At 28.4% G+C, this 24276-nt stretch carries 28 protein-coding genes; 18 read left to right on the top strand and 10 right to left on the bottom strand.

Going from position 1 to position 24276, the window contains the following annotated elements; translation table 11 throughout:
• Nucleotide 1: 1 nt before the first annotated feature.
• Nucleotides 2-1441 carry a circularly permuted type 2 ATP-grasp protein gene (locus ACQY31_RS02105; protein ID WP_428080381.1) on the bottom strand — a complete coding sequence of 480 codons (1440 nt, stop codon included), beginning with the start codon at nucleotides 1439-1441 and terminating at the stop codon, nucleotides 2-4.
• A gap of 103 nt (nucleotides 1442-1544) precedes the next feature.
• On the opposite strand from ACQY31_RS02105, the gene ACQY31_RS02100 reads away from it, so the two are divergent.
• The 3 genes from ACQY31_RS02100 (at nucleotide 1545) to ACQY31_RS02090 (ending at nucleotide 3150) form a co-directional block, all read left to right on the top strand.
• Complete coding sequence (locus tag ACQY31_RS02100; protein ID WP_428080380.1) at nucleotides 1545-2273, top strand: 20S proteasome subunit A/B; 729 nt, start codon at nucleotides 1545-1547, stop codon at nucleotides 2271-2273.
• 70 nt (nucleotides 2274-2343) lie between these two features.
• Nucleotides 2344-2853: a pentapeptide repeat-containing protein gene (locus tag ACQY31_RS02095; protein WP_428080378.1), complete on the top strand. Its 510-nt coding sequence runs from the start codon at nucleotides 2344-2346 to the stop codon at nucleotides 2851-2853.
• Between the two features lie 3 nt (nucleotides 2854-2856).
• Nucleotides 2857-3150, top strand: a complete 294-nt coding sequence (locus ACQY31_RS02090; protein WP_428080376.1) for a hypothetical protein — start codon at nucleotides 2857-2859, stop codon at nucleotides 3148-3150.
• Between the two features lie 85 nt (nucleotides 3151-3235).
• On the opposite strand, the gene mgrA is transcribed toward ACQY31_RS02090, so the two are convergent.
• Nucleotides 3236-4264 carry an L-glyceraldehyde 3-phosphate reductase gene (gene mgrA, locus ACQY31_RS02085; RefSeq protein WP_428080374.1) on the bottom strand — a complete coding sequence of 343 codons (1029 nt, stop codon included), beginning with the start codon at nucleotides 4262-4264 and terminating at the stop codon, nucleotides 3236-3238.
• Between the two features lie 127 nt (nucleotides 4265-4391).
• On the opposite strand from mgrA, the gene ACQY31_RS02080 reads away from it, so the two are divergent.
• A complete protein-coding gene (locus ACQY31_RS02080) occupies nucleotides 4392-5831 on the top strand; it encodes a sodium:solute symporter family transporter (protein ID WP_428080372.1) in 1440 nt (479 codons plus the stop codon).
• Nucleotide 5832: 1 nt separating this feature from the next.
• Here ACQY31_RS02080 and ACQY31_RS02075 read toward each other — a convergent pair whose 3' ends face one another.
• Nucleotides 5833-6201: a thioredoxin family protein gene (locus ACQY31_RS02075; RefSeq protein WP_428080370.1), complete on the bottom strand. Its 369-nt coding sequence runs from the start codon at nucleotides 6199-6201 to the stop codon at nucleotides 5833-5835.
• A gap of 70 nt (nucleotides 6202-6271) precedes the next feature.
• Here ACQY31_RS02075 and ACQY31_RS02070 point away from each other — a divergent pair, with 70 nt between their 5' ends.
• Genes ACQY31_RS02070 through ACQY31_RS02055 form a run of 4 tightly spaced genes read left to right on the top strand, consistent with a single transcriptional unit; the run spans nucleotide 6272 to nucleotide 9339 of the window.
• The gene (locus ACQY31_RS02070; RefSeq protein WP_428080368.1) at nucleotides 6272-7192 is read left to right on the top strand and encodes a radical SAM protein; all 921 of its coding nucleotides are present in this window, start codon (nucleotides 6272-6274) and stop codon (nucleotides 7190-7192) included.
• A 7-nt stretch (nucleotides 7193-7199) separates the two neighbouring features.
• Nucleotides 7200-7889 (top strand): TVP38/TMEM64 family protein, encoded by a 690-nt coding sequence (locus ACQY31_RS02065; RefSeq protein ID WP_428080366.1) that lies wholly within the window; start codon nucleotides 7200-7202, stop codon nucleotides 7887-7889.
• Nucleotides 7873-8022, top strand: a complete 150-nt coding sequence (locus tag ACQY31_RS02060) for a hypothetical protein (RefSeq protein ID WP_428080364.1) — start codon at nucleotides 7873-7875, stop codon at nucleotides 8020-8022. The genes ACQY31_RS02065 and ACQY31_RS02060 overlap by 17 nt, the downstream gene beginning before the upstream one ends.
• A gap of 3 nt (nucleotides 8023-8025) precedes the next feature.
• Complete coding sequence (locus tag ACQY31_RS02055) at nucleotides 8026-9339, top strand: DUF2064 domain-containing protein (RefSeq protein WP_428080362.1); 1314 nt, start codon at nucleotides 8026-8028, stop codon at nucleotides 9337-9339.
• A gap of 1 nt (nucleotide 9340) precedes the next feature.
• Here ACQY31_RS02055 and ACQY31_RS02050 read toward each other — a convergent pair whose 3' ends face one another.
• Nucleotides 9341-10087, bottom strand: a complete 747-nt coding sequence (locus ACQY31_RS02050; protein ID WP_428080360.1) for a sterol desaturase family protein — start codon at nucleotides 10085-10087, stop codon at nucleotides 9341-9343.
• 10 nt (nucleotides 10088-10097) lie between these two features.
• Entirely contained in the window at nucleotides 10098-10988 is an 891-nt protein-coding gene (yghX, locus tag ACQY31_RS02045; protein ID WP_428080358.1) for a YghX family hydrolase, read from the bottom strand.
• Nucleotides 10989-11075: 87 nt separating this feature from the next.
• On the opposite strand from yghX, the gene ACQY31_RS02040 reads away from it, so the two are divergent.
• Nucleotides 11076-12011, top strand: coding sequence for an ABC transporter ATP-binding protein (locus tag ACQY31_RS02040; RefSeq protein WP_428081230.1), 936 nt, complete (start codon nucleotides 11076-11078; stop codon nucleotides 12009-12011).
• A complete protein-coding gene (locus ACQY31_RS02035) occupies nucleotides 12001-12768 on the top strand; it encodes an ABC transporter permease (protein ID WP_428080356.1) in 768 nt (255 codons plus the stop codon). Before ACQY31_RS02040 ends, ACQY31_RS02035 begins: the two co-directional genes overlap by 11 nt.
• Here the strand turns inward: ACQY31_RS02035 and ACQY31_RS02030 are convergent.
• From ACQY31_RS02030 to ACQY31_RS02020, 3 genes are all read right to left on the bottom strand, one after another.
• Nucleotides 12765-13904: a glycine cleavage T C-terminal barrel domain-containing protein gene (locus ACQY31_RS02030; RefSeq protein WP_428080354.1), complete on the bottom strand. Its 1140-nt coding sequence runs from the start codon at nucleotides 13902-13904 to the stop codon at nucleotides 12765-12767. The genes ACQY31_RS02035 and ACQY31_RS02030 overlap by 4 nt on opposite strands.
• A gap of 92 nt (nucleotides 13905-13996) precedes the next feature.
• Nucleotides 13997-15271, bottom strand: coding sequence for an isocitrate lyase (aceA, locus tag ACQY31_RS02025; protein ID WP_428080353.1), 1275 nt, complete (start codon nucleotides 15269-15271; stop codon nucleotides 13997-13999).
• Nucleotides 15272-15312: 41 nt separating this feature from the next.
• Nucleotides 15313-15474 (bottom strand): hypothetical protein, encoded by a 162-nt coding sequence (locus ACQY31_RS02020; protein WP_428080352.1) that lies wholly within the window; start codon nucleotides 15472-15474, stop codon nucleotides 15313-15315.
• A gap of 111 nt (nucleotides 15475-15585) precedes the next feature.
• Between ACQY31_RS02020 and ACQY31_RS02015 the strand changes: the two genes are divergently transcribed.
• The 6 genes from ACQY31_RS02015 to ACQY31_RS01990 all read left to right on the top strand — a co-directional run bounded on the left by ACQY31_RS02015 (nucleotide 15586) and on the right by ACQY31_RS01990 (nucleotide 19791).
• Complete coding sequence (locus tag ACQY31_RS02015; protein WP_428080351.1) at nucleotides 15586-17019, top strand: helix-turn-helix domain-containing protein; 1434 nt, start codon at nucleotides 15586-15588, stop codon at nucleotides 17017-17019.
• Nucleotides 17020-17192: 173 nt separating this feature from the next.
• The gene (locus ACQY31_RS02010; RefSeq protein WP_428080350.1) at nucleotides 17193-17462 is read left to right on the top strand and encodes a GNAT family N-acetyltransferase; all 270 of its coding nucleotides are present in this window, start codon (nucleotides 17193-17195) and stop codon (nucleotides 17460-17462) included.
• Nucleotides 17453-18199, top strand: coding sequence for a sulfite exporter TauE/SafE family protein (locus tag ACQY31_RS02005; RefSeq protein ID WP_428080349.1), 747 nt, complete (start codon nucleotides 17453-17455; stop codon nucleotides 18197-18199). Before ACQY31_RS02010 ends, ACQY31_RS02005 begins: the two co-directional genes overlap by 10 nt.
• Before the next feature lie 55 nt (nucleotides 18200-18254).
• Complete coding sequence (locus ACQY31_RS02000) at nucleotides 18255-18809, top strand: hypothetical protein (protein ID WP_428080348.1); 555 nt, start codon at nucleotides 18255-18257, stop codon at nucleotides 18807-18809.
• Between the two features lie 2 nt (nucleotides 18810-18811).
• On the top strand, nucleotides 18812-19381 hold the full coding sequence (locus ACQY31_RS01995; RefSeq protein WP_428080347.1) for an SOUL family heme-binding protein: 570 nt from the start codon (nucleotides 18812-18814) through the stop codon (nucleotides 19379-19381).
• The gene (locus ACQY31_RS01990; RefSeq protein WP_428080346.1) at nucleotides 19378-19791 is read left to right on the top strand and encodes a carbonic anhydrase; all 414 of its coding nucleotides are present in this window, start codon (nucleotides 19378-19380) and stop codon (nucleotides 19789-19791) included. The genes ACQY31_RS01995 and ACQY31_RS01990 overlap by 4 nt, the downstream gene beginning before the upstream one ends.
• Here the strand turns inward: ACQY31_RS01990 and ACQY31_RS01985 are convergent, their stop codons facing one another.
• Together ACQY31_RS01985 and ACQY31_RS01980 are read right to left on the bottom strand one after the other, a co-directional pair.
• The gene (locus ACQY31_RS01985; protein WP_428080345.1) at nucleotides 19792-22326 is read right to left on the bottom strand and encodes an ABC transporter permease; all 2535 of its coding nucleotides are present in this window, start codon (nucleotides 22324-22326) and stop codon (nucleotides 19792-19794) included.
• Nucleotides 22310-22975: an ABC transporter ATP-binding protein gene (locus ACQY31_RS01980; RefSeq protein WP_428080344.1), complete on the bottom strand. Its 666-nt coding sequence runs from the start codon at nucleotides 22973-22975 to the stop codon at nucleotides 22310-22312. The genes ACQY31_RS01985 and ACQY31_RS01980 overlap by 17 nt, the downstream gene beginning before the upstream one ends.
• Here ACQY31_RS01980 and ACQY31_RS01975 point away from each other — a divergent pair.
• Both ACQY31_RS01975 and ACQY31_RS01970 read left to right on the top strand, forming a co-directional pair.
• Complete coding sequence (locus ACQY31_RS01975) at nucleotides 22974-23585, top strand: arylesterase (RefSeq protein ID WP_428080343.1); 612 nt, start codon at nucleotides 22974-22976, stop codon at nucleotides 23583-23585. The two genes, ACQY31_RS01980 and ACQY31_RS01975, sit on opposite strands and share 2 nt — an antisense overlap.
• Entirely contained in the window at nucleotides 23586-24275 is a 690-nt protein-coding gene (locus ACQY31_RS01970; protein WP_428080342.1) for an ion transporter, read from the top strand.
• Nucleotide 24276: the final 1 nt, after the last annotated feature.

The raw sequence follows: 24276 nt of genomic DNA, 5'->3' as shown, positions 1-24276 counted from the left end.
TCTAATTATCCAATATCCAGGTATCTTTACTTCCACCACCTTGAGATGAGTTAACAATTAAACTGCCTTTTTTTAACGCCACTCTAGTAAGACCGCCTTGCGTTACATACTGATTGGAGCCAGATATTATAAATGGTCTTAAGTCTACATGTCTTGGATCAAGTTCATTATTAATTAGAGTTGGAGATGTTGAAAGTGAGACTACTTTTTGCCCAATATAATTTCGTGGATTTTTCTTAATTTTTTTAACACATTCATCTAATTCTTTTTTGGATGCTCTAGGACCAATTAAAATCCCGTATCCGCCTGACTCGTTTGCAGGCTTAACTACTAATTTAGCTATATTTTGTATTACATAATCCATTTGTTTTTTTTCATGACACAAATATGTTTCTACTTGGTTAATTATCGGCTCTTCGTTAAGGTAAAATTTAATCATTTTAGGAACATAACTGTAGACAACTTTGTCATCAGCAACACCAGATCCAGGAGCATTAAGAATACTTATATTTCCTTTTTTCCAAGCATTAAAAATTCCAGGAACACCTACCAAGGAAGATTTATTAAATACTTTTGGATCTAAAAATAAATCATCAATTCTTCTATAAAGTGTATGCAGTTGCTCTTTTCCATAAACTGTTTTCATAAATACTTTATTGTCTTCAACAAATAAATCTGAGCCTTCAACTAGTTCTACACCCATTTGTTGTGCTAAGAAAACATGCTCAAAATAAGCTGAATTAAAAACACCAGGAGTTAGTATAGCTAGTTTAGGATTAGATTTGTTTTTTGATAGAGATCTCATACATGAGTATAATTTTGAACAATATTCATCTACTGGACTGATTTTATGTTTTTCAAATATTTCTGGAAAAACACTTTTCATGACTGTTCTATTTTCAAGCATGTAAGATACACCTGATGGAACTCTTAAATTATCTTCCAGTGCTAAAAATTCACCATTAATGTCTCTAACTAAATCTGAGCCACAAATATTAGCCCAAACATTAAATGGAGGTTTGATACCAATACACTCTTTTCTAAAATTTCCTGAATTTAAAATTATATTTTTTGGTATAATTTTATCTTTAAAAATTTTTTGATCATTATAAACATCGTGAATAAAAAAATTTAAAGCTCTTACTCTTTGAGCTAATCCTTTAGAAATTTTATTCCAATCTTTTTTTTTTATAATTCTAGGAATAATATCAAGTGGCCAATAATGATCTGTAATTTTATCATTTGAATAAACTCTAAAAGTAACTCCTCTTTGACTAATTGCATTTTCAGAATTTTTAACAGTAGTTAGAAGTTTTTTTCTTGAATATTTAGAAATAAAATTCGAAATAATTTTAGTTTCAGGCCTTAGTTTTTGATTTTCCTCAACATATTCATCAAATACTTTTTTTGCCTCATATTTTTCCCAGGAAATTTTAGGCATCTGTCATTAAAGCATAAAAAGTTTAAAAAAACATGAAAAATAAATTGTTTGTGACGATAAATTAAGCTTTTTAAATCCTTACTTATATATTAGATAATATTCCATGACTTATTGTATTGGAATTAATGTTAATGAAGGAATGATTTTTGCATCCGATTCTAGAACAAATGCTGGATTAAACGATATCAATGCATATTCAAAAATGTTTAATTATGCTGTTGGTGATAGAAATTTAGTAATAGTTACCTCAGGAAACTTAGCAACATCACAAGCAGTATTTAGTTCTATTAAAAAAGATTTAGAATCTGATAAACCAGAAAAAAGTTTAAATACTTGTAATACAATTGAAGAAGTTGCAAATTACGTTGGATCTTTAACAGTTAAACATTCTTCTCCTCATGGAATTAATGAAGAAGCATTGCAACTTGGTTCTTCATATATTGTAGGAGGACAAATTAAAGATCAAAAATCAGAGATTTTACTAGTATATCCTCAAGGAAATTATATTCGACCATCGGATACCAAACCATATTTGATTATTGGTGAGATTAATTATGGAAAACCAATTTTAGATAGAGTTTTAAAACCAGAAATATCATTAGGTGATGCTGCCCGATGTGCATTAATTTCAATGGACTCAACTATCAAAAGTGATTTACGAGTTGGACCACCAATTGATTTTGTAGTTTATAAAAAAGGTTTAATTAATCCTATATATCAGAATAAATTTGAATTAGAGGACCAAGTTTATTCCTCAATAACAAAAAGTTGGTCTGAAAGTATTATTAGAGCTTTTGAATCGTTTCCTCGATTTGATTGGGAAAATAAATAACTTATATTTTATCAAATTTTTAATCACAATCTTTCATTGTTTTGACATAATTTGTTTGTTAATTTTGCCTATGAAAAAAATACTGCTTTTAATATTCTTAAGTCTCTTTTTTGTTTCAAATTCAAATGCTGCATGTGATGATCCATTAACAGATGGGGTAGATTATTCAAAATGCAGATTTTCAGATGGACAGGATCTACAAGGTAGTTATCTACCAAACTCGAATTTATCTTTTGCAAGTTTTGTTCAAGTAAACTTAGACAAAAGCATTATGATGAATTCAAATTTATCCTTTGGAACTTTCCCAGAGTCTACATTTGTTAGAGCCAATCTTTATGAGACTGTCAGTATTGGTGCAAATTTTGAAAAAACAAATTTTACAAATGCAAACCTAACTAGAGTTGATTTTATGGGAGCAACTTTAATAGAAGCTAATTTTCAAAATGCAAATTTGATGGAAGCAAATTTTACATCTGCAAACATTACAAATGCAAATTTTGAAAATGCAAATCTGATTGGTGCCACGTGGACTAATGGAAAAGCTTGCGGTCCAGACTCTATTGGAACTTGCAAACAATAAGAAATGAACACTTCAGTCAAAACTGATGATGTAATATTTAATTTTTTCAAACAAATCTGTGATGAAAAAGATGATCAAAAATGTGTTGAGCTTGGAAAAGAGTGGATAAAAGCAATGGAAACCAACCTTTCTTCCATGGAAGCAAACCTAAATGGTGCTGATTATCTTAAACATAAAGACGATATTCAAAGTAACCGAGATCATTTAAATAGCCTAAAAAATAAAAATTCTACAGAGTGGAGAGAGTATGCCACTCAGTGCATGATTGAAATAATGAATCATAAAGGTCAACAATAATGAGTAATCAAGAAAGAGTATTTCTAATTATTTGTGCTTCTTTAATTATTTTTACTCTTCATTATTTAATTGAAAAACACTTCTTTTAATAAGAACTAGATCTTGCCCACTTATTAATATTTCCGTCTTTGGCTTTTTTATTTATTTCTTTAAGCTCAGATTTAGAAAAATTTAAATTATTTAAACTTTCAATATTTTCTTTAATTTGTTTTACACTACTTGCACCAATTAAAGCTGTAGTGACCGCTTTATTATTTAATACCCAAGCCAAAGCCATTTGAGATAATGTTTGTTCTCTTTTTCTAGCAATTTGATTTAAATCTGAAATTATCTTTATATTTCTTTTAGTTATAAAACTTTTATCTAATGCAGATTTTGGATCACTTGCTCTCGATGCTTTTGGTATACCTTTTAAATATTTATCTGACAGCATTCCTTGTGCTAATGGTGAAAAAGCAATAGTTCCAATTCCTAATTTAATTAAATTTTTATCTAAGTCTTTTTCAAACCATCTATTTATTAAAGAGTAAGAAGGTTGGTGGATAAATATTTTAATGTTTCTTTTTTTTAAAATATTGAACATCTCAATAGTTTTCTTTGAAGAATAGGAAGAGATACCAATATAAAGAGCTTTACCAGATCTATAAATAAGCTCTAAAGCATCTGCTGTTTCTTCTAATGGTGTATTTGGATCAAATCTATGCGAATAAAAAATATCTACATAATCCAATCCCATTCTTTTTAAACTTTGATCACAGCTTGCAATGATGTATTTTTTAGAACCCCATTCACCGTAAGGTCCTTCCCACATGTCATAACCTGCTTTAGATGAAATAATTAATTCATCTCTATATCTTTTAAATTCTTTACTTAAAATTTTTCCAAAGTTAGCTTCAGCACTTCCTGCTGGTGGACCGTAATTGTTTGCTAAATCAAAATGAGTAATCCCTGAATCAAAAGAATAAAATAACATTTTCTTTGCTTCAGATGTAAGTTGTTTACCACCAAAATTATGCCAAAGACCAAGGCTTATTAAGGGTAGATCAACACCACTCTTTCCACATCTTCTATATTTCATGTTGGAATATCTTTTTGGTGAGGCTTTGTAGTTCATAACTCTTAATATAACTTAATTTATTAGTTTAAAAACTTAAAATTAAATATATATTTAATTAAAGGGGTGTCTTAACAGACTGAGATTAAACCCTAAGAACCTGTCCGGTAATTCAGAAAGGGATAAAATGGATAATACATACTTTTTAAGTCAATCATCATCATTAACATTAGTAATCATTATAAGTTTAGTATTTGCTGCTTTAGGAATTTATCATTCTAAAAAATTCCAAGGAATAAGTAATTATTTAACAGCCAATAGAAATATAGAATTATTTTCATTAACAACCAGTCTTATTGCATCTGCTTTAGGGGCTTGGATTTTATTTGGTCCTGTTGCTGCTGCTACGTGGGGTGGAATAGGGGCTGTTATTGGGTATGCACTTGGCACAGCTTTTCCTATGATTTTCTTAATCTATTTTGGAAGAAAAATTAGATCAGAGTTTCCAAAAGGCTCATCTCTAATTGAGTTTATGAGAAAAAAATTTGGAAAAAGTTTGTTTAAACTGATTTTGTTAATGACAATTTTTTACATGTTTATTTTTCTTTGTGCAGAGTTGACAGCTGTTGCAGTTTTGATAAATTATTTATCAGGTACAGATCTTTGGATCACTGCATCAATAGTACTTTTGGCTACTTTAACGTATACGCTTTATGGCGGTCTAAGAGCTTCTATTTTTACCGATAATATTCAAATGATTGTAATTGGCTTTCTTTTATTAATTCTAATTTTAATTATCAGTTCATCAACAGGAGATAATTTTTCTTTTGCATTAATTAAAGAAAAAAATCCACAATTGTTAAGTTCATCTTATATTCCAAGTTATACTGCTGGATTAACTTTTTTTATAGCTGTTGCAGCTACCAATTTATTTCACCAAGGAAATTGGCAACGTGTTTATGCTGCTAAAGATTACAACACTTTAAAATCAGCATTGATCATTTCTTTTTTTGTAATTGTGCCTATAGTTTTTTTAATGGGCTTTATTGGAATGGTTTCATTTTCTATTGATCCTTCAGCAAGAGCTGATTTAGGATTTTTCACTTTATTGTTAAAAGAACAAACTGAAATTTTATCCTTAATTATAATTATCCTTGGATTAGCTTTAACAATTTCAACAGTTGATACATTGGTTAATGCTATATCAAGTTTGTTTGTTGTTGATGGAAAAGCGACTTTTAATTTAGATAAAAAAACAGATTATTTAAAAATTTCTAAATACTTTATCGTATTTTTATCATTGATTGCATTTGGTGTTGCATCAAAAGGATTTGATATTTTGTATTTATTTTTACTTGCAGATTTATTTTGTTGTGCATTTGTCTTCACAGTCTTTTATAGTTTTTATAATAAGGTAAATGAGAAAACTGCTTATGTTTCGATTATAATTGGTTTGATTGGTGGATTTTTAATGTTTCCTTATCCAGATTTTTCTAAGAGTTTATTAGTTGGGGTATTGATGTCTAAAGATCTATTTTCACCTTTTGTTGCACAATCTTTATTATTTTTATCCTTTGTTATTGCAACTTTTTTGCCAGCAGTAATTTTGAAATTGAAAAGTAATTAATTTAGACCACAGAGTTTAAAGCTTCATAAATAAGTTCTTTGGTAGTCTCACCAATGCTTCTGTAAACTTCTTTATTATCTTTAAAAATTAAAAGGGTTGTTTGGTATTGAATATTAAAAAATTCAGCAATTTCTTTATTAGTTACATCAAATGTAAAATATTCAATATTTTCAAAATCATTTTTTGCTTTATCGAGAACTTTCATTTGACTAGCACAAGACGTACAATATTTAATCCAAGAACTAACCACTACAACTTTTCCATCCGCTAAAGCTTTATCAAATAATTCTTTTTTATACGTTGTTTCTTTTGCAGATGTTAAGGAGATGGTTGCAAAAAAGATTGTGATTACTGCTAATATTTTTTTCATTTTTAATTATTTATCAATGTTTTTAATTCTAAATGTTATAAACTTTTTTTATAATCATTATACATAACACATGCAATATTTAGCTAAAAACAAATTTAAAAATCCATTAACAACAGCTGACGGCAGTGAAAGAGCATTTATTCAAGCTGAAAAAATATCTACCCTTTGGTTTAATACAGGCACTCTGTGTAATATTGAGTGTCATAATTGCTACATAGAGTCTAGCCCTAAAAATGATCGATTAGTTTACTTAACATTTGAGGAAGTAAAAACATTTATAGATGAAGCGATTAATAAAAATTTACAAACAAAAGAAATTGGTTTTACAGGTGGAGAACCATTTATGAATAAAGATATTCTTAAAATGATTAGTTATGCTTTAGAAAATAATTTAAAAGTTTTGGTTTTATCAAATGCAATGAAGCCAATGCAAAATAAAGCTGAAGAATTATTAAAATTAAAAAATGCTAACTTAACAATTAGAGTATCAATAGATCATTATGAAAAAACAAAACATGAGCAGATAAGAGGTAAAGAAACTTATGACGTAATGTTAAAAGGTCTTAATTGGTTAAATAACAATAATTTTAAATTTGCTTTAGCAACAAGACTTTTATGGAAACAATCAGAGGATCAATTAAGAAAAAATTTTCAAGTTTTTATTAAGAAAAATAATTTAAATTTAGATGCATTTTCAACACAACAACTAGTTACTTTTGCAGAAATGGATGAAAAAGTAGATACACCAGAAATTACAACAAATTGTTGGGGTATTTTAAATAAAGATCCCAACGATATTATGTGTTCCTGGTCTCGTATGGTTGTTAAAAAAAAAGGATCTCAAAAACCTAAGGTTATAGCTTGCACTTTGCTTCCTTATGAAGATGAGTTTGATCTTGGAGATTCCTTGACAAATTCACTTCAAAAAATATACCTCAACCACAAACATTGTTCAAAATTTTGTGTGTTAGGAGGTTCTAGCTGTAGCTAGAAAAATAGTGAAAAAAAACCAGGGTAAAATTTTTTTTGGGTTAATTTTCTTTACAATTATAATTGTAAGTTATTCTCTTGATATAAATAAGATTGTAACGTTTGAAAAAATTAAAGATATCTATCAAGATTTACAAATTCTTATAAACCAAAATTATTATTTTTATTTTTTTATTTTTTTTATCTCGTACGTGGTCGTTACAGCATTTGCTCTACCGATATCCCTTTTAAAAACTTTGTTAGCTGGAGCACTATTTGGTTTTTGGCCGGGACTTATTTTGGTTTCATTTGCGAGTTCAATTGGTTCAACTTTCTGTTTTTTATTTTCAAGATATGCTCTAAGAGCCTATATCCAAAAAAAATTTTCAAACTATCTAGATAAAATTAACAAAGGTATTGAAACCGATGGCTGGTTATATCTCTTATTTTTAAGATTAAGTCCTATTTTTCCTTTTTTTATAATTAATTTGGTATTCGGTTTAACAAAAATGAAAACTTTAGAATTTTATATTGTTTCACAAATAGGAATGTTCATTGCGACAGCAATTTTTGTTAATGCTGGTGTACAAATTGCAAATATAAATTCTTTAGAAGAAATTCTAAGTTTTAAAATAATTGCGTCATTAACCTTAATTGGAATTTTTCCTTTATTAATTAAATATATTTATAATATAATTAAAAATGAACGAGCCAATTAAAAAATATATCAAAACTGAATGTGGGATAACAGAGTATCACCGACTTAAAGCATTATCTAAAAAAAATGTATTTTATAAAATTCGTTTTTACTGGTTCGTTGGAATTGGGACACTAAGAGATTTTTTTAAATAATTCATGTATATATCTGTAATAATACCAATAGGTCATAAGGAAAAAAATTTTGAATTAATTGAGCAGCTCAAAAAAAAATTTAATAACATTGAGATTATTGTAGTTTCTTCATATCAAAATTCAGAAGCAAAAGTTCTTGAGGATAAAGCTGATCATTTTTTAAGTATACACAATTCAACGAGAGCTAAAGCAATGAACGCCGGTGCAGAAGTTGCTACCCATGATATTTTATGGTTTTTGCATTTAGATAGCGATTTGTCGTTAATTAATGAAATTGATTTAGAGAATGTTGATAAAGAGAAAATTAATACTTTTTTATTAAAATTTAACGATGAAAAATTAAAATATAATGCTTTAGGAGCCAATATAAGAACAAAATTTTTAGGTTTACCTTTTGGAGATCAATCTTTTTTAATCAATAAAAAATTATTTAATTTTTTGGGAGAATTTACTGAAATTATAGAAAAAGGAGAGGATCATGAATTTATTTGGAAAGCAAAACAACTTGGAGTTAAAATTAATATAATTGATAACTATATTTTAACTTCAGGAATAAAATATAATAGTCACCCTGTGCTACAAACGTTTGCTACTTTACGAGATACAGTCTTTCAAGTTTTTAAATTTTATAAACAACAACCAAAATATGTAGTTTGCTATTTTATAAAAGATCCTCAATCAAAAAAATCCAAAACACGCTTAAGAGAACAGATTGAAGATAACTTTGTTAATAAATTGAATGAAAATTTAATTGAAATTTTAACAGATAATATAAATAAACTTAAAAATAGTAAATTTACATATCAATTAACTGTTTCAGAAAAAATTCATCAAAATTATGGTCATAAATTTTCAAAAATTACAGATGGTCTTTATTTGACTTCGCAAAAAGATCTAGGTCTATCAATGAAAGAGGTAATTGAATTTAATTTAAGATATTTTAAAAAAGTTGTGATTGTTGGTTCTGATATCCCTCTTCTTACAGCAGAAGATATTAAAAATAGTTTAAGAGCCTCATCTGCTAAAAATGTTTTTTATCCAACATTAGATGGTGGTTTTTGTTTATTGGCAACAAGTGATAGTAATATTCTTAATATAATTGATAAAGTCAATTATGGAACTGACACTGTTTTAACAGATTTAACCAAAAATGTCTCAAAAGTATTAATTGAAAACAAGTTTCATCAAGACATTGATGTTAAAGATGATCTTGAAAAAATTTATCAGTCGTTAAAAGATAAAGTTTACTCATTAAATACAAGTTTAAAAAAACTATATACACTTCTTTATTCTAATAGAAAAAAATTTACTGAATGATCTATTTTTTTAAAGGCCTTAAGATTAAATTTTTTAAACTTTGTTCAGTATCTCCCTCTACACCAATTGGCATGCCAATTTTTCTCTCAAAGTTTGATTTAGTTCTAAAAATTTTATCCCACCAACTGAAAATTGTAGAATAATTTGCATCTGTTTCACTTTGACGTTTATGATGATGAACCCAATGAATTGAAGGAGTAACAATTATTTTTGATAATATATTTTCAATTTTTTTTGGCATGCTGATATTTGAATGATGAAATATTGAGCTTAATAAAATTATAGCCTCAATTAAAAGCAAATTGATTAATGAAATATTAAAAGTGATAATGATTATGGAACGAATTAAAGCACTTAATATTACTTCACCAAAATGAAATCGTACACCAGATGAAATATCTAATGTTTCATCTAAATGATGAACATGATGGAACTTCCAAAGAAAAGGAATTTGATGGTTAAATCTATGCCACCAATATAAAAAAAGATCTATAACCATTAAGTGAAATAAAAAACTCATTATTGAATTATCAAATTTGAACAAACTGTGTAACTCAATTTGAGTAGCAAAAATCGATATAGGTAAAATAATTATTGGTGTAATGCCAATATTCACTAACCAAAAAAAGATATTTTTAGAAATTCTTGAAATCTTATTTTTGAAATAAATTTTTTCTTTAGGAAATAAAAATTCCAAAGTTAAAAAAAAACAAACTCCTATAAAAACAATTAAACTTTTAATTTCCATATGGAAACTATTAAACTAAATTTTTATTAAAAAAACTAATTGTTCTGTCCCATGCTAAGTTTGCATTTTTTTCATCATATCTTGGTGTTGAATCGTTATGAAAGCCATGATTACAATCTTTATAAATATGAGCAGTGTAATTTTTATTATTTGCTTTTAACGCTGCTTCATATTCTGGCCAACCTTTGTTAATTCGATCATCTAATTCAGCATAATGCAGAAGAAGAGGTGCTTGAATTCTAGGTACATCTTCAGCATTAGCTTGACTTCCATAAAAAGGCACAGAAGCTGACATCTCAGGATAGGCAACTGCTAATGCATTGCATACTCCTCCACCATAACAAAAACCTACGGCTCCAATTTTTTTAGTAGTTTCTTCATGATTATATAAAAATTCAAAACCATTAAAAAAATCATTTAAAAGTTTTGTACGATCAATTTTTCTTTGCATAGCTTTGCCATCTGCATCATTGCCTGGATATCCTCCTAGACTACTTAAACCATCAGGAGCTAAAGCAATAAAACCTGCTTTTGCAACTCTTCGAGCAACATCTTTGATGTAAGGATTTAATCCTCTGTTTTCATGTACCACTAACACTGCTGCAGTTTTCTCAGTAACTTTAGATGGTTTTACATAGTAGCCATTAATGTTTCCGTTACCGTTTTCACTTTTATAAGTTATGTAATTTGCTTTGATATCAGGATCATTAAAGTTTACTTGTTCTGCTAGAGCATAATTTGGAGCTAAACTATTAAATATCGATAAAGCAGTTACTCCAGCTGCAGTATATTTTCCAATATTTTTTAAAAACTCTCTTTTAGTGATTTTCCCATGTGCATAATGATCATAAAGTTCTAGAATTTTTTGATCAAAATCTTTAGCTGTTAATCTATTTTTCACAATATCCACATTTTATTACAACTGTTGCAATAAGCAAATGATCTTATTGCATTATGAGTGATAAAGCTTATATGTTCACCATCCAAAATGTCAGAAAATCAAATAAGTATTAACAATCTATCTAAAGTCTATGGTAACGGTTTTGAAGCATTAAAGAGGATTAACCTTAACATTAAAAAAGGTGAGATTTTTGCAATGCTTGGTCCAAATGGTGCAGGAAAAACTACACTAATAAGTATTATCTGTGGAATTGTAAAACCTTCATCTGGAAAAGTAACAGTTGATGATTTTGATATTATTGATGATTATAGAGAAACGAGATCTAGAATTGGATTAGTTCCACAAGAATTAACTTTAGAACAATTTGAAACGGTATTTAATAATGTCTCTTATTCAAGGGGATTATATGGAAAGAAACCAGATCCAAAACATATTGAAAAAGTTTTAAAGGATTTAAGTTTATGGGACAAGAAGGATCAAAGATTAAGACAGTTATCAGGAGGGATGAAGCGAAGAGTATTAATTGCTAAAGCTTTATCTCATGAACCAACTATTTTATTTTTGGACGAGCCAACAGCTGGTGTTGATGTAGAATTACGTCAAGACATGTGGAAGGTAGTAGAGACATTAAGAAAAACTGGTGTCACTATTATATTAACCACCCATTATATTGAAGAAGCTGAAGCAATCGCTGATAGAGTTGGAGTAATTAACCAAGGTGAAATTATTGTAGTAGAAGAGACAAAAGAACTTCTTAAGAAGATGGGACACAAAAAACTAACCATAGATTTACAAGATGAAATCCATGAAGTTCCTAAAAGTTTAGAAAAATATCAGCTTGAAATTGGAAAAGACAAAATGTCAGTTAATTACAGTTATAATATTCAAGCACAACAAACAGGAATAACTACACTACTTCAAGATTTAAAAGATGCTGACTTAAAATTAAAAGATTTAAAAACAGAACAGAGTACTTTAGAAAAAATATTTGTAAGTTTGGTAAAGGAGAACAATGAGATTTAATTATTACGCTTTTAAAGCAATTTATTTGCATGAGATGGATCGGTTTAAAAGAACATTGATGCAATCATTATTTTCGCCAGTTCTATCAACCTCTCTTTATTTTATAGTTTTTGGATCTGTCATTGGTGGCTATGTAGAAAATATTGATGGGATTAGTTATGGATCTTACATTGTTCCAGGTTTATTGATGCTAACGTTGTTAACTCAATCAATCAGTAACACTTCATTTGGAATATTTTTCCCCAAATTTAATGGAACTATCTATGAAATCTTAGCAGCACCCATTTCAACATTTGAAATTGTTTTAGCCTTTGTGGGCGCAGGGGCGACCAAAACACTTATAGTTGGTGCTGTTATATTTATTACTTCAACCTTCTTCGTTGAAGTGAATGTAATGTATCCATTGTTAATGATATTTTTGTTGATGTTAGTTGCTTTTACCTTTGCACTTTTTGGATTTTTAATTGGATTAATGAGTTCAAACTTTGAACAAATGTCTATTATTCCAACATTAGTTATTACTCCAATGGTCTTTTTAGGAGGAAGTTTGTACTCTTTAGATATGCTACCTGAGTTCTGGCAAACAGTTACTTACTTTAATCCAGTTGTTTACTTAATAAATGGCTTAAGATTTGCCTTTTATGGAGTATCAGACTTTAATATTTGGATTAGTATAACTTCAATGGTGGTATTTTTAGGAGCTTGTATAACTGTAGTCGCCGTCCTATTGAAAAAAGGATACAATATTAAATCTTAGCTGCTAGCTATTTTCTTTTTTGGATCGTAAAAAGGTTTTTCTACAATTGTAGATGAATATTTTCCTTCATGTGTTTTAACATCTAATTGATTGCCTAATTCTGAATGATTAATTTCAATCATTGCAAGTGCAATATTTTTTTTTAATCTTGGTGAATATACAGCTGAAGTTACTTTGCCAACTGTCTTACCATCTTTTTCAACTGGCCAAAAAGTTGTATTAGGTCCTGATAAAGGATCGCTATCAATGATAAGACCAACTTGTTTTCTTTTTATTCCCTCTTGCTTTATTTTTTTTAGCGCTTCTTTACCTATAAAATTTATATTAGTATCTAAATTAACTAATCGATCAAATCCTAATTCAAATGGATTTGTATGAATATCTGCATCTGCATGATAAGAAAGCATTCCGCCTTCAATTCTTCTTATAGAAGATGTATGACCAGGTTGAATTCCATGTTCTTTACCAGCTTCCATTATTTTTTCATAAAGTTCATTACCTCTTGAGCCGTCTCTTAAATATATTTCATAACCAAGTTCACTTGACCAACCTGTTCTTGAAACAATTAATGGAATACCATCAAGTTGATATTCTTTTAACCAATAATATTTAAGATCTCTGATACTCTCACCAAATAGTTTAACCATTATTTCTTGTGAGGTAGGACCTTGTAATTGCAAAGGAGAAACATCTGGTTCAGATATTTTTACATCTAAACCTGAATTAACAGCAACACCTTGTGCCCATAACAAAACATCACTATCAGCCAAAGATAACCAAAAATGGTTTTCAGCTAATCTTAATAAAACTGGATCATTTATGATACCACCATCATTATTTACAATTAAAACATATTTACATTGTCCAACAGATAACTTTGAAAGATCTCTAGGAGTTAAAAGTTGAATAAATTTATATGCATCAGGACCAGTGATCTCGACTTGTCTTTCAACTGCAACATCACATAAAATTGATTTTTCAATAAGGTTCCAAAAATTTTGCTCAGGACTTCCAAAATCTCTTGGAATATACATGTGATTATATACAGAAAAACCTGTTGCCCCCCATTTTACAGTAGCATCAAAATATGGAGATTTTCTTATTTGTGTTCCAAAACCAAAGTTTTTATTAGACATTTGTGACCCTTAACAGTCTGAGTATTAATTACAAATAAAAAAATAGCCCAATTAAGGGCTACTAAAAAAAATGGAGAGGGAAAGTATTTTTTTTAAAATTGTTCTGTTTCAGTAGATCCAGCCATTGCTGTAGTTGAGCTTTGGCCGCTACTAATAGTATTTGAGACTGCATCAAAATAAGATGTGCCAACTTCTCTTTGGTGCTTAACACTAGTATAGCCGTCTTTTTCTCTAGCAAATTCCTGTTGTTGAATTCTAGAATATGCAGCCATACCTTCTTTTCTATATTTCTCAGCAAGTTCAAAAATTGCAATGTTTTGAGTGTGAAATCCAGCAAGAGTAATGAACTGAAATTTGTAACCCATTTTAGCAATTTCTTGTTGGAATGAAGCAATCTCATCATCACTTAAATGTTTTTTCCAATTGAATGATGGAGAACAATTATAAGCTAATAATTTTCCAGGAAACTTCTCATGAATTGCATCTGCAAATTTCTTAGCCTCTGCTAAATTAGGAGTTGCAGTTTCACACCAAATTAAATCAGCATACGGTGCATAAGCTAAACCTCTAGAGATAGCTTGTTCAATTCCATCTTTAACATAATGAAATCCTTCTGGAGATCTTTCACCAGTTAAAAATGGTTTATCATTTTCATCAAAATCATTTGTAATAAGTTTTGCTGCATTAGCATCGGTTCTTGCTAATATAATCAAAGGAACCTCAGCAATATCAGCAGCCAACCTTGCAGCTTTTAAATTTTTGACCATGGTACCAGTTGGAACAAGAACTTTTCCACCCATATGACCACATTTTTTTTCACTAGCTAATTGATCTTCAAAATGAACACCTGCAGCACCTGCTCTTATAAATTTTTTAGTTAATTCAAATACATTTAATGGTCCACCAAAACCCGCTTCACCATCAGCAATAATTGGAAGCATGTAATCTACTTTTTCCTCTCTTTTCATGTCCCCATCTTGCATTTCCATATGTTGAATTTGATCAGCTCTAATTAAAGAGTTATTCATTGACTCAACTAATTTAGGAGCACTATCATAAGGGTATAGAGATTGATCTGGATACATTTCTCCAGCTGTATTAGCATCGGCCGCTACTTGCCAACCACTTAAATAAATTGCTTTTAAACCAGCTTTTGCATGTTGAACAGCCTGGTTACCAGATAAAGAACCAAGTGTATTTACATAAGCTTCTGTATTTAATAATTTCCAAAGTTTTTCTGATTGATTTTTGCAAAGTGAGTATTCAATTTTAATTGAACCTCTTAATCTCTCCACTTCTTTATCAGTGTAGTCTCGTTTGATACCTGCGAATCTTTTTAACTCATAAGAGATTTTCTCTGCGCTCATTATTTATAATCCTTTATTGAAGAAAATTGAAAAAAGTTGAATTAGTTACTATCGTTTACAGCTTCGATTAGTTCACTCATTCCACTTGAACCCCAATCACAATGATCATCTCTCATATAAATTCCTTTACTATGATGGTGATCTAAATCCTCTTTTTTGATGATTTGAGCTTCATTTTCTGTGTTTTTTAAGTTTTTATCCATGTAAATTATATATTTTACTAAATTTACAAAATCTATAAAAAACGTCAAAAAGCTTTGTAAATAAAGAAAAAATATTGTAAAAATAAATTTACAAAATTTACAAATAGAAAAATGAGTCAAATTGATCTTAAAATAGGGCCAAAAATAAGAGCTTTTAGAAGACAGCTTGGACTGCAAGCCAACAAATTAGCAGAAGATTTAAACATTTCTCCTAGTTATTTAAACTTAATTGAAAGTGGAAAAAGAAAAATTGATGGCGATTTACTTTTAAATGTATGTGAAAAATTAAATATCCAACTGTCAGATCTTACATCAAAGACAGATATTAATCTTCAAAATACCATTTCTGAAATTTTAGATGACAGTTTGTTTGAAGACTTAGATATTTTAGGTCCTGAAGTAAAAGATCTAGTAAGCACTAATCCAAAGATTGGAAAAGCGATTGTAAGACTAGGTGATATTCTTAAAAAAAAAGATCATGAGTTAATAAATAAAATTGAAAAAATTTCAGGTAAAATTGTTGATAATAGAAAAAATTCTTTTCCAGGTGAAGTCATTTCAGATTTTCTCCAAGAGCATAAAAACTATTTTCCAAAATTAGAAGAGTTTGCAAATAAAGTTTTTGATAAAATTCAAAAAAATAATCGAACAAGATATATTGCTTTGTGTGAATATTTAAATTCAGAATATTCGATAACAGTCAAAGATGTTATTCCAGATGAAAATAAACCATTTTCAAAAATTTATAATAAAAATAAAAAAGAACTTTTATTAAGTGATTACAGTTCTCTTGAAACAAAAAAATTACACGCAGCAGCTCAAATAGCTCAAGAAGGAGCCAATAAAGAAATTGACAATTATTTATCGAAATTTAGCTTCCCTTCAGAAGAATCTAAAAAACTTACAAAAGTTGCATTGCTAAATTACTGTGGTGCTGCAATTTTGATGCCATACAAATTATTTCATTCTGAATGTAAAAAATTAAAATATGATTTGGAATTACTGCAAAATACTTTTGCAACATCTTTTGAACAAGTAGCTCATAGGGTTACATGTTTACAGGATCCAAAACTACCTGGTATTCCTTTCCATTTTTTAAGAGTTGATATGGCTGGAAATATTTCAAAAAGGTTTTCGTTATCTGGAATTGATATACCAAGATATGGGGGAGCGTGTCCAAGATGGAATGTTTATTCTGCTTTTACAAGACCTGGTGTGATTCAAGCTGCAGTAAGTAAAATGAATAATGGTGAAAAATATGTTTGTATTGCAAGAACTGTTGAAAAAGGAATAGGAAGATTTGGACAAGCAAAAAGTGTTCTCTCTATTGGACTTGGATGTGATGCGAAATATGCAAAAGATTTTGTTTACACTGAAAATGTTAATATTAATGATAAATCTACAGAAATACCAATTGGTGTTTCATGTAGAACCTGTGACAGATTAGATTGTTCACAAAGAGCATTTCCACCACTACATAAAAAGTTCGATGTTGACTTAAATACAAGAGGTGTTTCAGTTTATGTCAGTGACAACAAATCTTAAAATATGATTAAATATATAATTCCAGCTATCATTGTTTTCTTAATTGTGTTATTTTGGGAAAAAATTACTGATTTTGTTGAGAAAAAGTTCAATATTAAGCTTAATTATATTGTTGTTAGTTCTATTATTGCAGCCATAGCAATTATCCTTTTGCTCCTTAATTACTAGGATTTATGAACAGCATTGATTTTTCAAATTATCAATTAGATGAAGCTGATGGTGTATTTACTTATAAAAATGAAAATACAACGCTAGGGTTCGTTAGATTTAATAAAAAGGGAGAAATTGAATACATTTTCGTTAATCCAATTTTTAGAAAAAAAGGAATAGCAACAAAATTATTGCAGTTAGTTAAACAAAAAACAGGAAAAGAAATAATTCTTCAAGAACCAATTAGTCCTTTAGGATCAAAACTATTAAATTCATTGAATAAATGGAAATAAACTTATTATTTTTCTTCACAGTAGTTCCAGCAATAATTTTATACGGTATTGCAAAATCAGGTTTGGGTGGATCGATAACTTTAATATCTATTCCATTAATGACTATTGTAATGCCTTTAAACCAAGCATTAGGAATAATTTTGCCAATTTTAATATTTTCCGATTTTATTGCGGTTTATAAATATAGAAAAGAATATGACTTAGGCACCCTAAAGTTAATGGTTCCATTTGCTGCTGTTGGAATAATAATTGCTTCTTTCACGTTCACATATTTTTCAGAAGAATTATTAAAATTTATGATTGGTTTAATGGGATTTATTTTTGCAGGTCATTATTTTTTTTTTAAAAAAGATAAAGAAGCTAAGTCAGAAAAAAATTCTATCAAAGGAGGAATTTGTTCAGTAATAGCTGGATTTACAAGTTTTTGTGTCCATGCAGGAGGAACACCGGTAAGTGTTTATATGCTTCCATTAAGAATGCAGAAAGAAATTTATGTTGGAACAAGAATTATATTTTTTACTTTTGTTAATCTAATTAAACTTCCTCTATATATTAACCTCTCAATGACAAATTTAATAACTTTTAAACAATCAGTATTTTTATTTCCACTTGCTTTTGTAGGTATATTAATTGGTTATCGATTAATTAAAGTTATTAATGAAAAATTATTTTATAATATTTTGTATTTTTTAATTTTTATAAGTAGTTCAAAACTTTTATATGATTACCTGATATGATTATTTAACAAATGTTTAATTTTTGAATGGTTGATAGAATAGGATAAACTTTAATATGAAAAAAAAATTTAATCCTAGAATAAAAGCAAGAATAAGGAAAAATAGACAAGCATTCAGTAAAAATATTGATAATTTTTTTGGTTGGGTAAAAGGTGCTAAACTTGTTGAACTTAAAGAATGTAATGTAGAGGAAGATCCAGTTCGACCAGAATTAGATAATGAATTTAGAACAGGATTTGGAAGAAAAATTTATGGGGTCGAGTATCAAGGCGAAATTCATGCTGTAATGTGTTTTGCTTATACTAATGAAATTCCTAAAAGTGTGGATGAACTTGAAAAATTAAGTACTGATGCTTTTTTACAAAGTGCAATGAGAGATCAAAAAGGTGGTAAAATTGCTATTGCTTATACTGTGTGGTCAAAGAAAAAAGGTGGAGGAAAGTTAATTGTAAAAGAAGTGTTTAGAAAGATAAAAAAATCCAATCATTTAAACAGATTAGTAACACTTTCACCTTTAACTAAAATGGCAACGAATTTTCATGAAAGAAATGGAGCAAAATTAGTTCAAATTAATGAAACAACACAAAATTTTGAATATAAAGTTATTTAACCATGAAGTTAAAAAAACAATTAATTCTTCTATTTTGTACTTTCTTTATTTTACCGTATTCTATTGTAATGGCCAATGAAGAAGCAAAATATGAAGTGGTTGATAAAAATGACATTTATGAGATTAGAAAATATTCTGATCGTTTAGCAGTTGAAACCTCTAGAGCTGGAATAGATAGTAATTTTAGAAAATTATTTAATTACATTTCTGGAAGAAATGATGCTCAGGAAAAAATAGCAATGACTACTCCAGTTACTCAAGTAGAAAAAAATGGAAACATGACTATGCAGTTTTATTTACCTTCAAAGTTTAATTCAGATAACGTTCCCAATCCTAGTAGAGAAGATGTAAGGATAGTAAATATTGAAGGAGGATATTATGCTGTACTTAGATATTCTGGTCGAGCTTCTGATGGAAATTTCATAAAACATAAAGAAATCCTAGAAAAAGAGTTAAACAAAAATAATATTTCAATTATAAGTCCACCTATTAGAGCTACATATGATAGTCCTTTTACCCTTCCAATGAATAGAAGGAATGAGACAATGTACAAAGTAGAGTTTAATTCATGAAATCAAAGTTTAAAGCAATGGTGTTATCTTGTATGGACCCAAGATTTCAACATTTAGTTCATAATCATTTAAAGAAAAAAAAATTAACTGGTAAGTACAGTGCTTTTACAATTGCTGGTGCTGCTTTGGGTGTTACACACAATAAATTTAAAAAATGGCATAATACTTTTTATGATAATCTTGCAACTTCAATCCAACTTCACAAAATAGAAAAACTTATTGTTATTAATCATAAAGATTGCGGTGCTGCAAAAATTGCTAATGGAAAAAAGGAATTTACACCTGCTAATGAAAAAAAAATACACCAAGACTCATTTAATAAACTTAAAAAAGAAATTAAAAAAAGATTTCCAAAACTAAAAGTGGAATTAAATGTAATTGCTTTAGATAGTAAAATTACAAAATTTTAATTATTGATTTCTAATCAAAGGGTAAACTTTTGGATTTAAGTATTTTAAGTTTGTTAACATAATCAATAACAATGTTACAAATCCAATTGAAAAACCTAAGTAAATTAAAACTTTAAAATCAAACATCCACACTAGTTCGAAAATATTTTCCATAATAAATTTTGAACCAATTACTGCAAAAAATATTGCAATTAGTATGACTGATTTAAATATAATAATGAATTCTATTAATGATGAGAGGATTATTTCTTTTTTTGAAAACCCTAGAATTTTAAACACTAAGTTTTGATATTCTTTAACTTTACCTTGAACCATAATTGCACTTGAAATAACAATTAAACCAATCACAATTGTTACTGCAGATATTAGAGTAACTGCAATGAATACTTTATTTAGAACAGCTGTTACTTTTGTTAAATAATCAGCAATTTTGATCATGGATAGGCTAGGCATAACTTCTAGCATTTCAGTTTCATCAAACTTATCAGTATTAAATTTTGCTGTTGCTAAATATTCATGAGGAATATTTTGAGCGAATTGAGGATTAAATAGCATTGCAAAGTTTATACTTAAATCTCGATAATCAACTTCTCTAAAATTAACCACTTCACCATCTATTTCTCTTCCATATATATTTAAAGTAAAAATATCTCCTAATTGAATGTTAAAATCTCTTGCAACTTTAGCATCTAAAGATATTTGAAGTTGATTAGGTTTATTTAAATCCCACCATTTTCCAGCAACTAATGGATTATCTTCAGGAACATCTTCAACCCATGAAGATCTTCTCTCACTACTAATTACCCAATAACTATCATTATCAGGTTTAATATAAATATTTGGATTAATGCCATTAATTTTTGTAATGCCAGATGAAACCATTGGAACAACTTCAATGTTTGCATCAGGATCCATCTTTAATATTCCTTGCTCAAACTTTTCACGCTCTCCTTTTTGAATACCCACAAAGAAATAATCAGGAGCAATATCAGGAATTGATTTAGCAATTTCCCTTTGAAAATTTGTTCCAACTAATGCCAACGTTAAAAGTAAAGTAACTCCTAATCCTAAAGACATAATAGTAATTGGAGTAATACTTTTAGTTTGAGTGATATTCTTAATTGATACCTTTAATGAAATATTGGAGCTTGATTTAAATTTTTTAAGAAAAAATATAATTATTCTTGAAAGAAAGAAAAATACAATCAAACACACAAAAAATGCAGCAAAGTATCCAAGACTGTAAGTTGGTTGTTCAGAGCCAACTGTAAATAATAAAACTAAAATAGAGAGCAAAATAAAACTTAAAACAACAGACTTTTTTGAATAATAAAATTGCAGGTTTTGAAAAACGTTTCTAAATAAATTAGAAGCTTTTACTTGATCAATTGAACTTATTGTTGGGATAGAAAATATTACAAGTACCAATAAACCAACTAAAAATATTTTAATAAAATTAACTATAGAAAATACTGGATAAACATTTAATCCAAGTCCATCTGATAAGTACTTATCAGCGATAGGTACTATTAAAAAACTAGAGCCATAAGAAACAACAGTAATTACAAACAATAATATTAGTAACTGAAGATAATAAAGTGTCTTTATATTTCCTGAATAAAATCCAACTGCTTTTCTAACTGCAATTGACATGTTGTTTTGGTTAATAAAAGAAAGGAGAGTATTTGCAATTCCAATACCCGCAATCAACATCGCACTTATTGAAACAAGAGATAAAAATTGTGAAAAATTATTGATTATTCTCTTTATTCCACTTGCTGAATTTTCAGGATAACGAAGTTTTACCTTTTGATCATCTTTAAAGATATTTTCAATTCGTTTTTCTAATTCTTCAGGGTTATCTCCTTCATTAAATTTTACTTTATATTCATAGTTTAAAAAGCTTCCAATTCCGTTTAGTTTTAATATCTCTAATGTTTGTTTTCCTGCTAGCGCCCAATCACCAAAAGCAACAAATCCACTTACATCAGGAACTGATTTTATAATCCCAATAACTGTAAAGTTTTGGTCTTGAACTTTAACTTGTTCATAAAGTTTTATATTTAGTGTCTTTGACAAACTTTCATTAATTAAAATAGTATTTGGTTCTTTTTGCATTCGCTCATATGCACCTTCGGGTTCAAATACTACTTCGCCATATAACGGATATTTTTCATCAACTGTTTTAATTCTAGTAAATAAAGATTTGTTTTTTTCTCTTCCAGTTGTTGAAAGCATTGTACTGAACTCAATCATTTGAGATACAGTTGCAAACTCTTTTACTTGATTAACTAGTTGTAGATTTCCTTGGTTACGATTGTAATCAATTTCTAAATCACCTCCTAATAAAGCTTTAGCATTATCGTTTAGTTCTTTTTTGAGACTATCTTCAATTGTAAAAATAGCACTTAATATAAAGAGACTAATAAATAGAGTAACAATAATACTTGAAATTTTGTAATAGTTTCTGCTTAAATCTTTTAAAGCATATTTAAAAATCAAACTAAATTCAGATCGATTATTTAATTTTTCCATCTTTTATTTTAATTTTTCTTTTTGCTTTGTTTGCAAGTTTTGGATCATGCGTTACCATGACTAAGGAGGATCCTTCTTCTTTTACATATTTAAACAAAATATGTGAAATCATTAATGAGTTTTCAGTATCCAAATTTCCAGTAGGCTCATCAGCAAGGATTAATTCAGGTTTCATAGCTATAGCCCTTGCAATTGCAACTCTTTGCTGTTCACCACCTGATAACTGACTTGGTAAATTATTAAATCGGTGCTTTAAACCAAATCTATCTAATAAACTTTTTGCTTCACTCTCAGGATTTTTAAAATTATTTAACTCTAGTGTTAATGCAACGTTTTCAACTGCAGAATAATTTGGAATTAAGTAGAAGGATTGAAATATAATGCCAATATTCTTCTTTCTAATTTCTGAAACTTCATCTTCATTAAGTCCTGTAATTTCTTGATCTTGAAAAATAATTTTTCCAGAAGTTGGTTTTTCTAAACCTCCAACCAACATGATTAAACTAGTTTTACCAGATCCACTTTCACCAACGACAGAAACCGTCTCTTTTTTCTTAATATTAAGATCAATATTCTTTAAAACACTAATACTTTCTTTGCCAGTTTGGTATTTGAGATTTATTTTTTTTAATTTAAGAAGATCACTCATGAATAAAAGTTTATTTATAAAAATTTTGATAATCTTTCTAGTGCACATAAATGCATTCGCAATAGAAAAGGTTGTCTTATTTGGGGATAGTTTAATGGCTGGATACGGTTTACCTAAAGAACATCATTTATCTGTAGTATTAGAAGATGATTTTAAAAAAGATGGTTTAAATATAAAGATAATTAATGGCAGTGTTTCTGGGAGCACATCTTCAGGAGGATTAAACATTGCTGAATGGAGTTTATCTGAACCTGGTATTGATTTAATCATTTTAGGCTTAGGCGCCAATGATATGCTTAGAGGAATAAAACCAGAGGAAACTGAGAAAAATTTAGAAGAAATCATAAAGATAGCTAATAATAAAAAAATCAAAATTATTATTGCAGGTATGGTTGCTCCAACCACGCATGGAGCTGAATACAAAAAAAAGTTTGATGCAATCTATCCAAAACTATCAAAAAAATATAATTTACCCCTGATCCCATTTTTACTTGATGGAGTTGCACTTGATCCAAGTTTAAATCAGCAAGATGGAATTCATCCTAATAAAGAAGGAACCATTAAAGTAAGTGAAACTATTAAAAAAAGTATTATTAGTGTTTTAAATTAAATGAATAAATTTTTATACAATCTTAAAGAAAGTAGAATTTTTCAATTTGTTGTTATTTCAATTATTATTTTAAATGCAATCACAATTGGAGTTAACACTTATGAATTAAGTGATCTTACCAGACAAGCAATCAATTATTTGGATTATTCAATTACTATATTTTTTGTAATTGAAATTGTAATTAGATTTGTAGGAGAGCCAAAAAAACTACACTTTTTTAAAAGCGGATGGAATGTCTTTGATACTATAATTGTTTTAATTTCGTTAATTCCAATTCCTAATAATTCTAGCTTCTTACTTTTAAGATTGCTAAGAGTATTTAGAGTATTGAGAATTATCTCGGTTGTTCCAGAATTAAAAAAAATCATTGAAGCGCTACTTACATCGGTCAAAAGAGTATTTTATGTAGGATTATTACTGTTCATAATTCTTTATATATATGCAACTATTGGTTCAATTTTATTTAGTACAGATATTCCTGAGAGATGGAGCGACGTTGGTGTTGCTATGATCACATTGTTCCAAGTTTTAACTCTATCTAGTTGGGAACAAGTAATGCTACCATTACAAGATATTTACTGGTGGGCTTGGATTTATTTTTTCAGTTTTATAATTATTTGTGGAATTACAATGCTTAATTTATTGATTGCGATATTAGTAGATGTGGTAATCAATCAGAAAAAGCTATAAG

Source organism: Candidatus Pelagibacter sp., from assembly GCF_965262185.1.
GTDB lineage: Bacteria > Pseudomonadota > Alphaproteobacteria > Pelagibacterales > Pelagibacteraceae > Pelagibacter.
Note: the sequence above shows the minus strand (reverse complement) of the source record. Positions and strands in the feature narration are given on the sequence as shown.

Bases quoted from the DNA above. Each gene is read 5' to 3' on its own strand.
- ACQY31_RS02050 (WP_428080360.1), bottom strand. From the start codon at position 10,087: ATGGAAATTAAAAGTTTAATTGTTTTTATAGGAGTTTGTTTTTTTTTA.
- aceA (WP_428080353.1), bottom strand. From the start codon at position 15,271: ATGAGCGCAGAGAAAATCTCTTATGAGTTAAAAAGATTCGCAGGTATC.
- mgrA (WP_428080374.1), bottom strand. From the start codon at position 4,264: ATGAACTACAAAGCCTCACCAAAAAGATATTCCAACATGAAATATAGA.
- ACQY31_RS02030 (WP_428080354.1), bottom strand. From the start codon at position 13,904: ATGTCTAATAAAAACTTTGGTTTTGGAACACAAATAAGAAAATCTCCA.
- ACQY31_RS01980 (WP_428080344.1), bottom strand. From the start codon at position 22,975: ATGAGTGATCTTCTTAAATTAAAAAAAATAAATCTCAAATACCAAACT.
- ACQY31_RS02075 (WP_428080370.1), bottom strand. From the start codon at position 6,201: ATGAAAAAAATATTAGCAGTAATCACAATCTTTTTTGCAACCATCTCC.
- ACQY31_RS02005 (WP_428080349.1), top strand. From the start codon at position 17,453: ATGGAAATAAACTTATTATTTTTCTTCACAGTAGTTCCAGCAATAATT.
- ACQY31_RS02040 (WP_428081230.1), top strand. From the start codon at position 11,076: ATGTCAGAAAATCAAATAAGTATTAACAATCTATCTAAAGTCTATGGT.
- ACQY31_RS02015 (WP_428080351.1), top strand. From the start codon at position 15,586: ATGAGTCAAATTGATCTTAAAATAGGGCCAAAAATAAGAGCTTTTAGA.
- ACQY31_RS01975 (WP_428080343.1), top strand. From the start codon at position 22,974: ATGAATAAAAGTTTATTTATAAAAATTTTGATAATCTTTCTAGTGCAC.
- ACQY31_RS02100 (WP_428080380.1), top strand. From the start codon at position 1,545: ATGACTTATTGTATTGGAATTAATGTTAATGAAGGAATGATTTTTGCA.
- ACQY31_RS02020 (WP_428080352.1), bottom strand. From the start codon at position 15,474: ATGGATAAAAACTTAAAAAACACAGAAAATGAAGCTCAAATCATCAAA.
- ACQY31_RS02060 (WP_428080364.1), top strand. From the start codon at position 7,873: ATGAACGAGCCAATTAAAAAATATATCAAAACTGAATGTGGGATAACA.
- ACQY31_RS02035 (WP_428080356.1), top strand. From the start codon at position 12,001: ATGAGATTTAATTATTACGCTTTTAAAGCAATTTATTTGCATGAGATG.
- ACQY31_RS01990 (WP_428080346.1), top strand. From the start codon at position 19,378: ATGAAATCAAAGTTTAAAGCAATGGTGTTATCTTGTATGGACCCAAGA.
- ACQY31_RS02080 (WP_428080372.1), top strand. From the start codon at position 4,392: ATGGATAATACATACTTTTTAAGTCAATCATCATCATTAACATTAGTA.
- ACQY31_RS02105 (WP_428080381.1), bottom strand. From the start codon at position 1,441: ATGCCTAAAATTTCCTGGGAAAAATATGAGGCAAAAAAAGTATTTGAT.
- ACQY31_RS02090 (WP_428080376.1), top strand. From the start codon at position 2,857: ATGAACACTTCAGTCAAAACTGATGATGTAATATTTAATTTTTTCAAA.
- ACQY31_RS02010 (WP_428080350.1), top strand. From the start codon at position 17,193: ATGAACAGCATTGATTTTTCAAATTATCAATTAGATGAAGCTGATGGT.
- ACQY31_RS01985 (WP_428080345.1), bottom strand. From the start codon at position 22,326: ATGGAAAAATTAAATAATCGATCTGAATTTAGTTTGATTTTTAAATAT.
- ACQY31_RS02055 (WP_428080362.1), top strand. From the start codon at position 8,026: ATGTATATATCTGTAATAATACCAATAGGTCATAAGGAAAAAAATTTT.
- ACQY31_RS01970 (WP_428080342.1), top strand. From the start codon at position 23,586: ATGAATAAATTTTTATACAATCTTAAAGAAAGTAGAATTTTTCAATTT.
- ACQY31_RS02095 (WP_428080378.1), top strand. From the start codon at position 2,344: ATGAAAAAAATACTGCTTTTAATATTCTTAAGTCTCTTTTTTGTTTCA.
- ACQY31_RS02000 (WP_428080348.1), top strand. From the start codon at position 18,255: ATGAAAAAAAAATTTAATCCTAGAATAAAAGCAAGAATAAGGAAAAAT.
- ACQY31_RS01995 (WP_428080347.1), top strand. From the start codon at position 18,812: ATGAAGTTAAAAAAACAATTAATTCTTCTATTTTGTACTTTCTTTATT.
- ACQY31_RS02070 (WP_428080368.1), top strand. From the start codon at position 6,272: ATGCAATATTTAGCTAAAAACAAATTTAAAAATCCATTAACAACAGCT.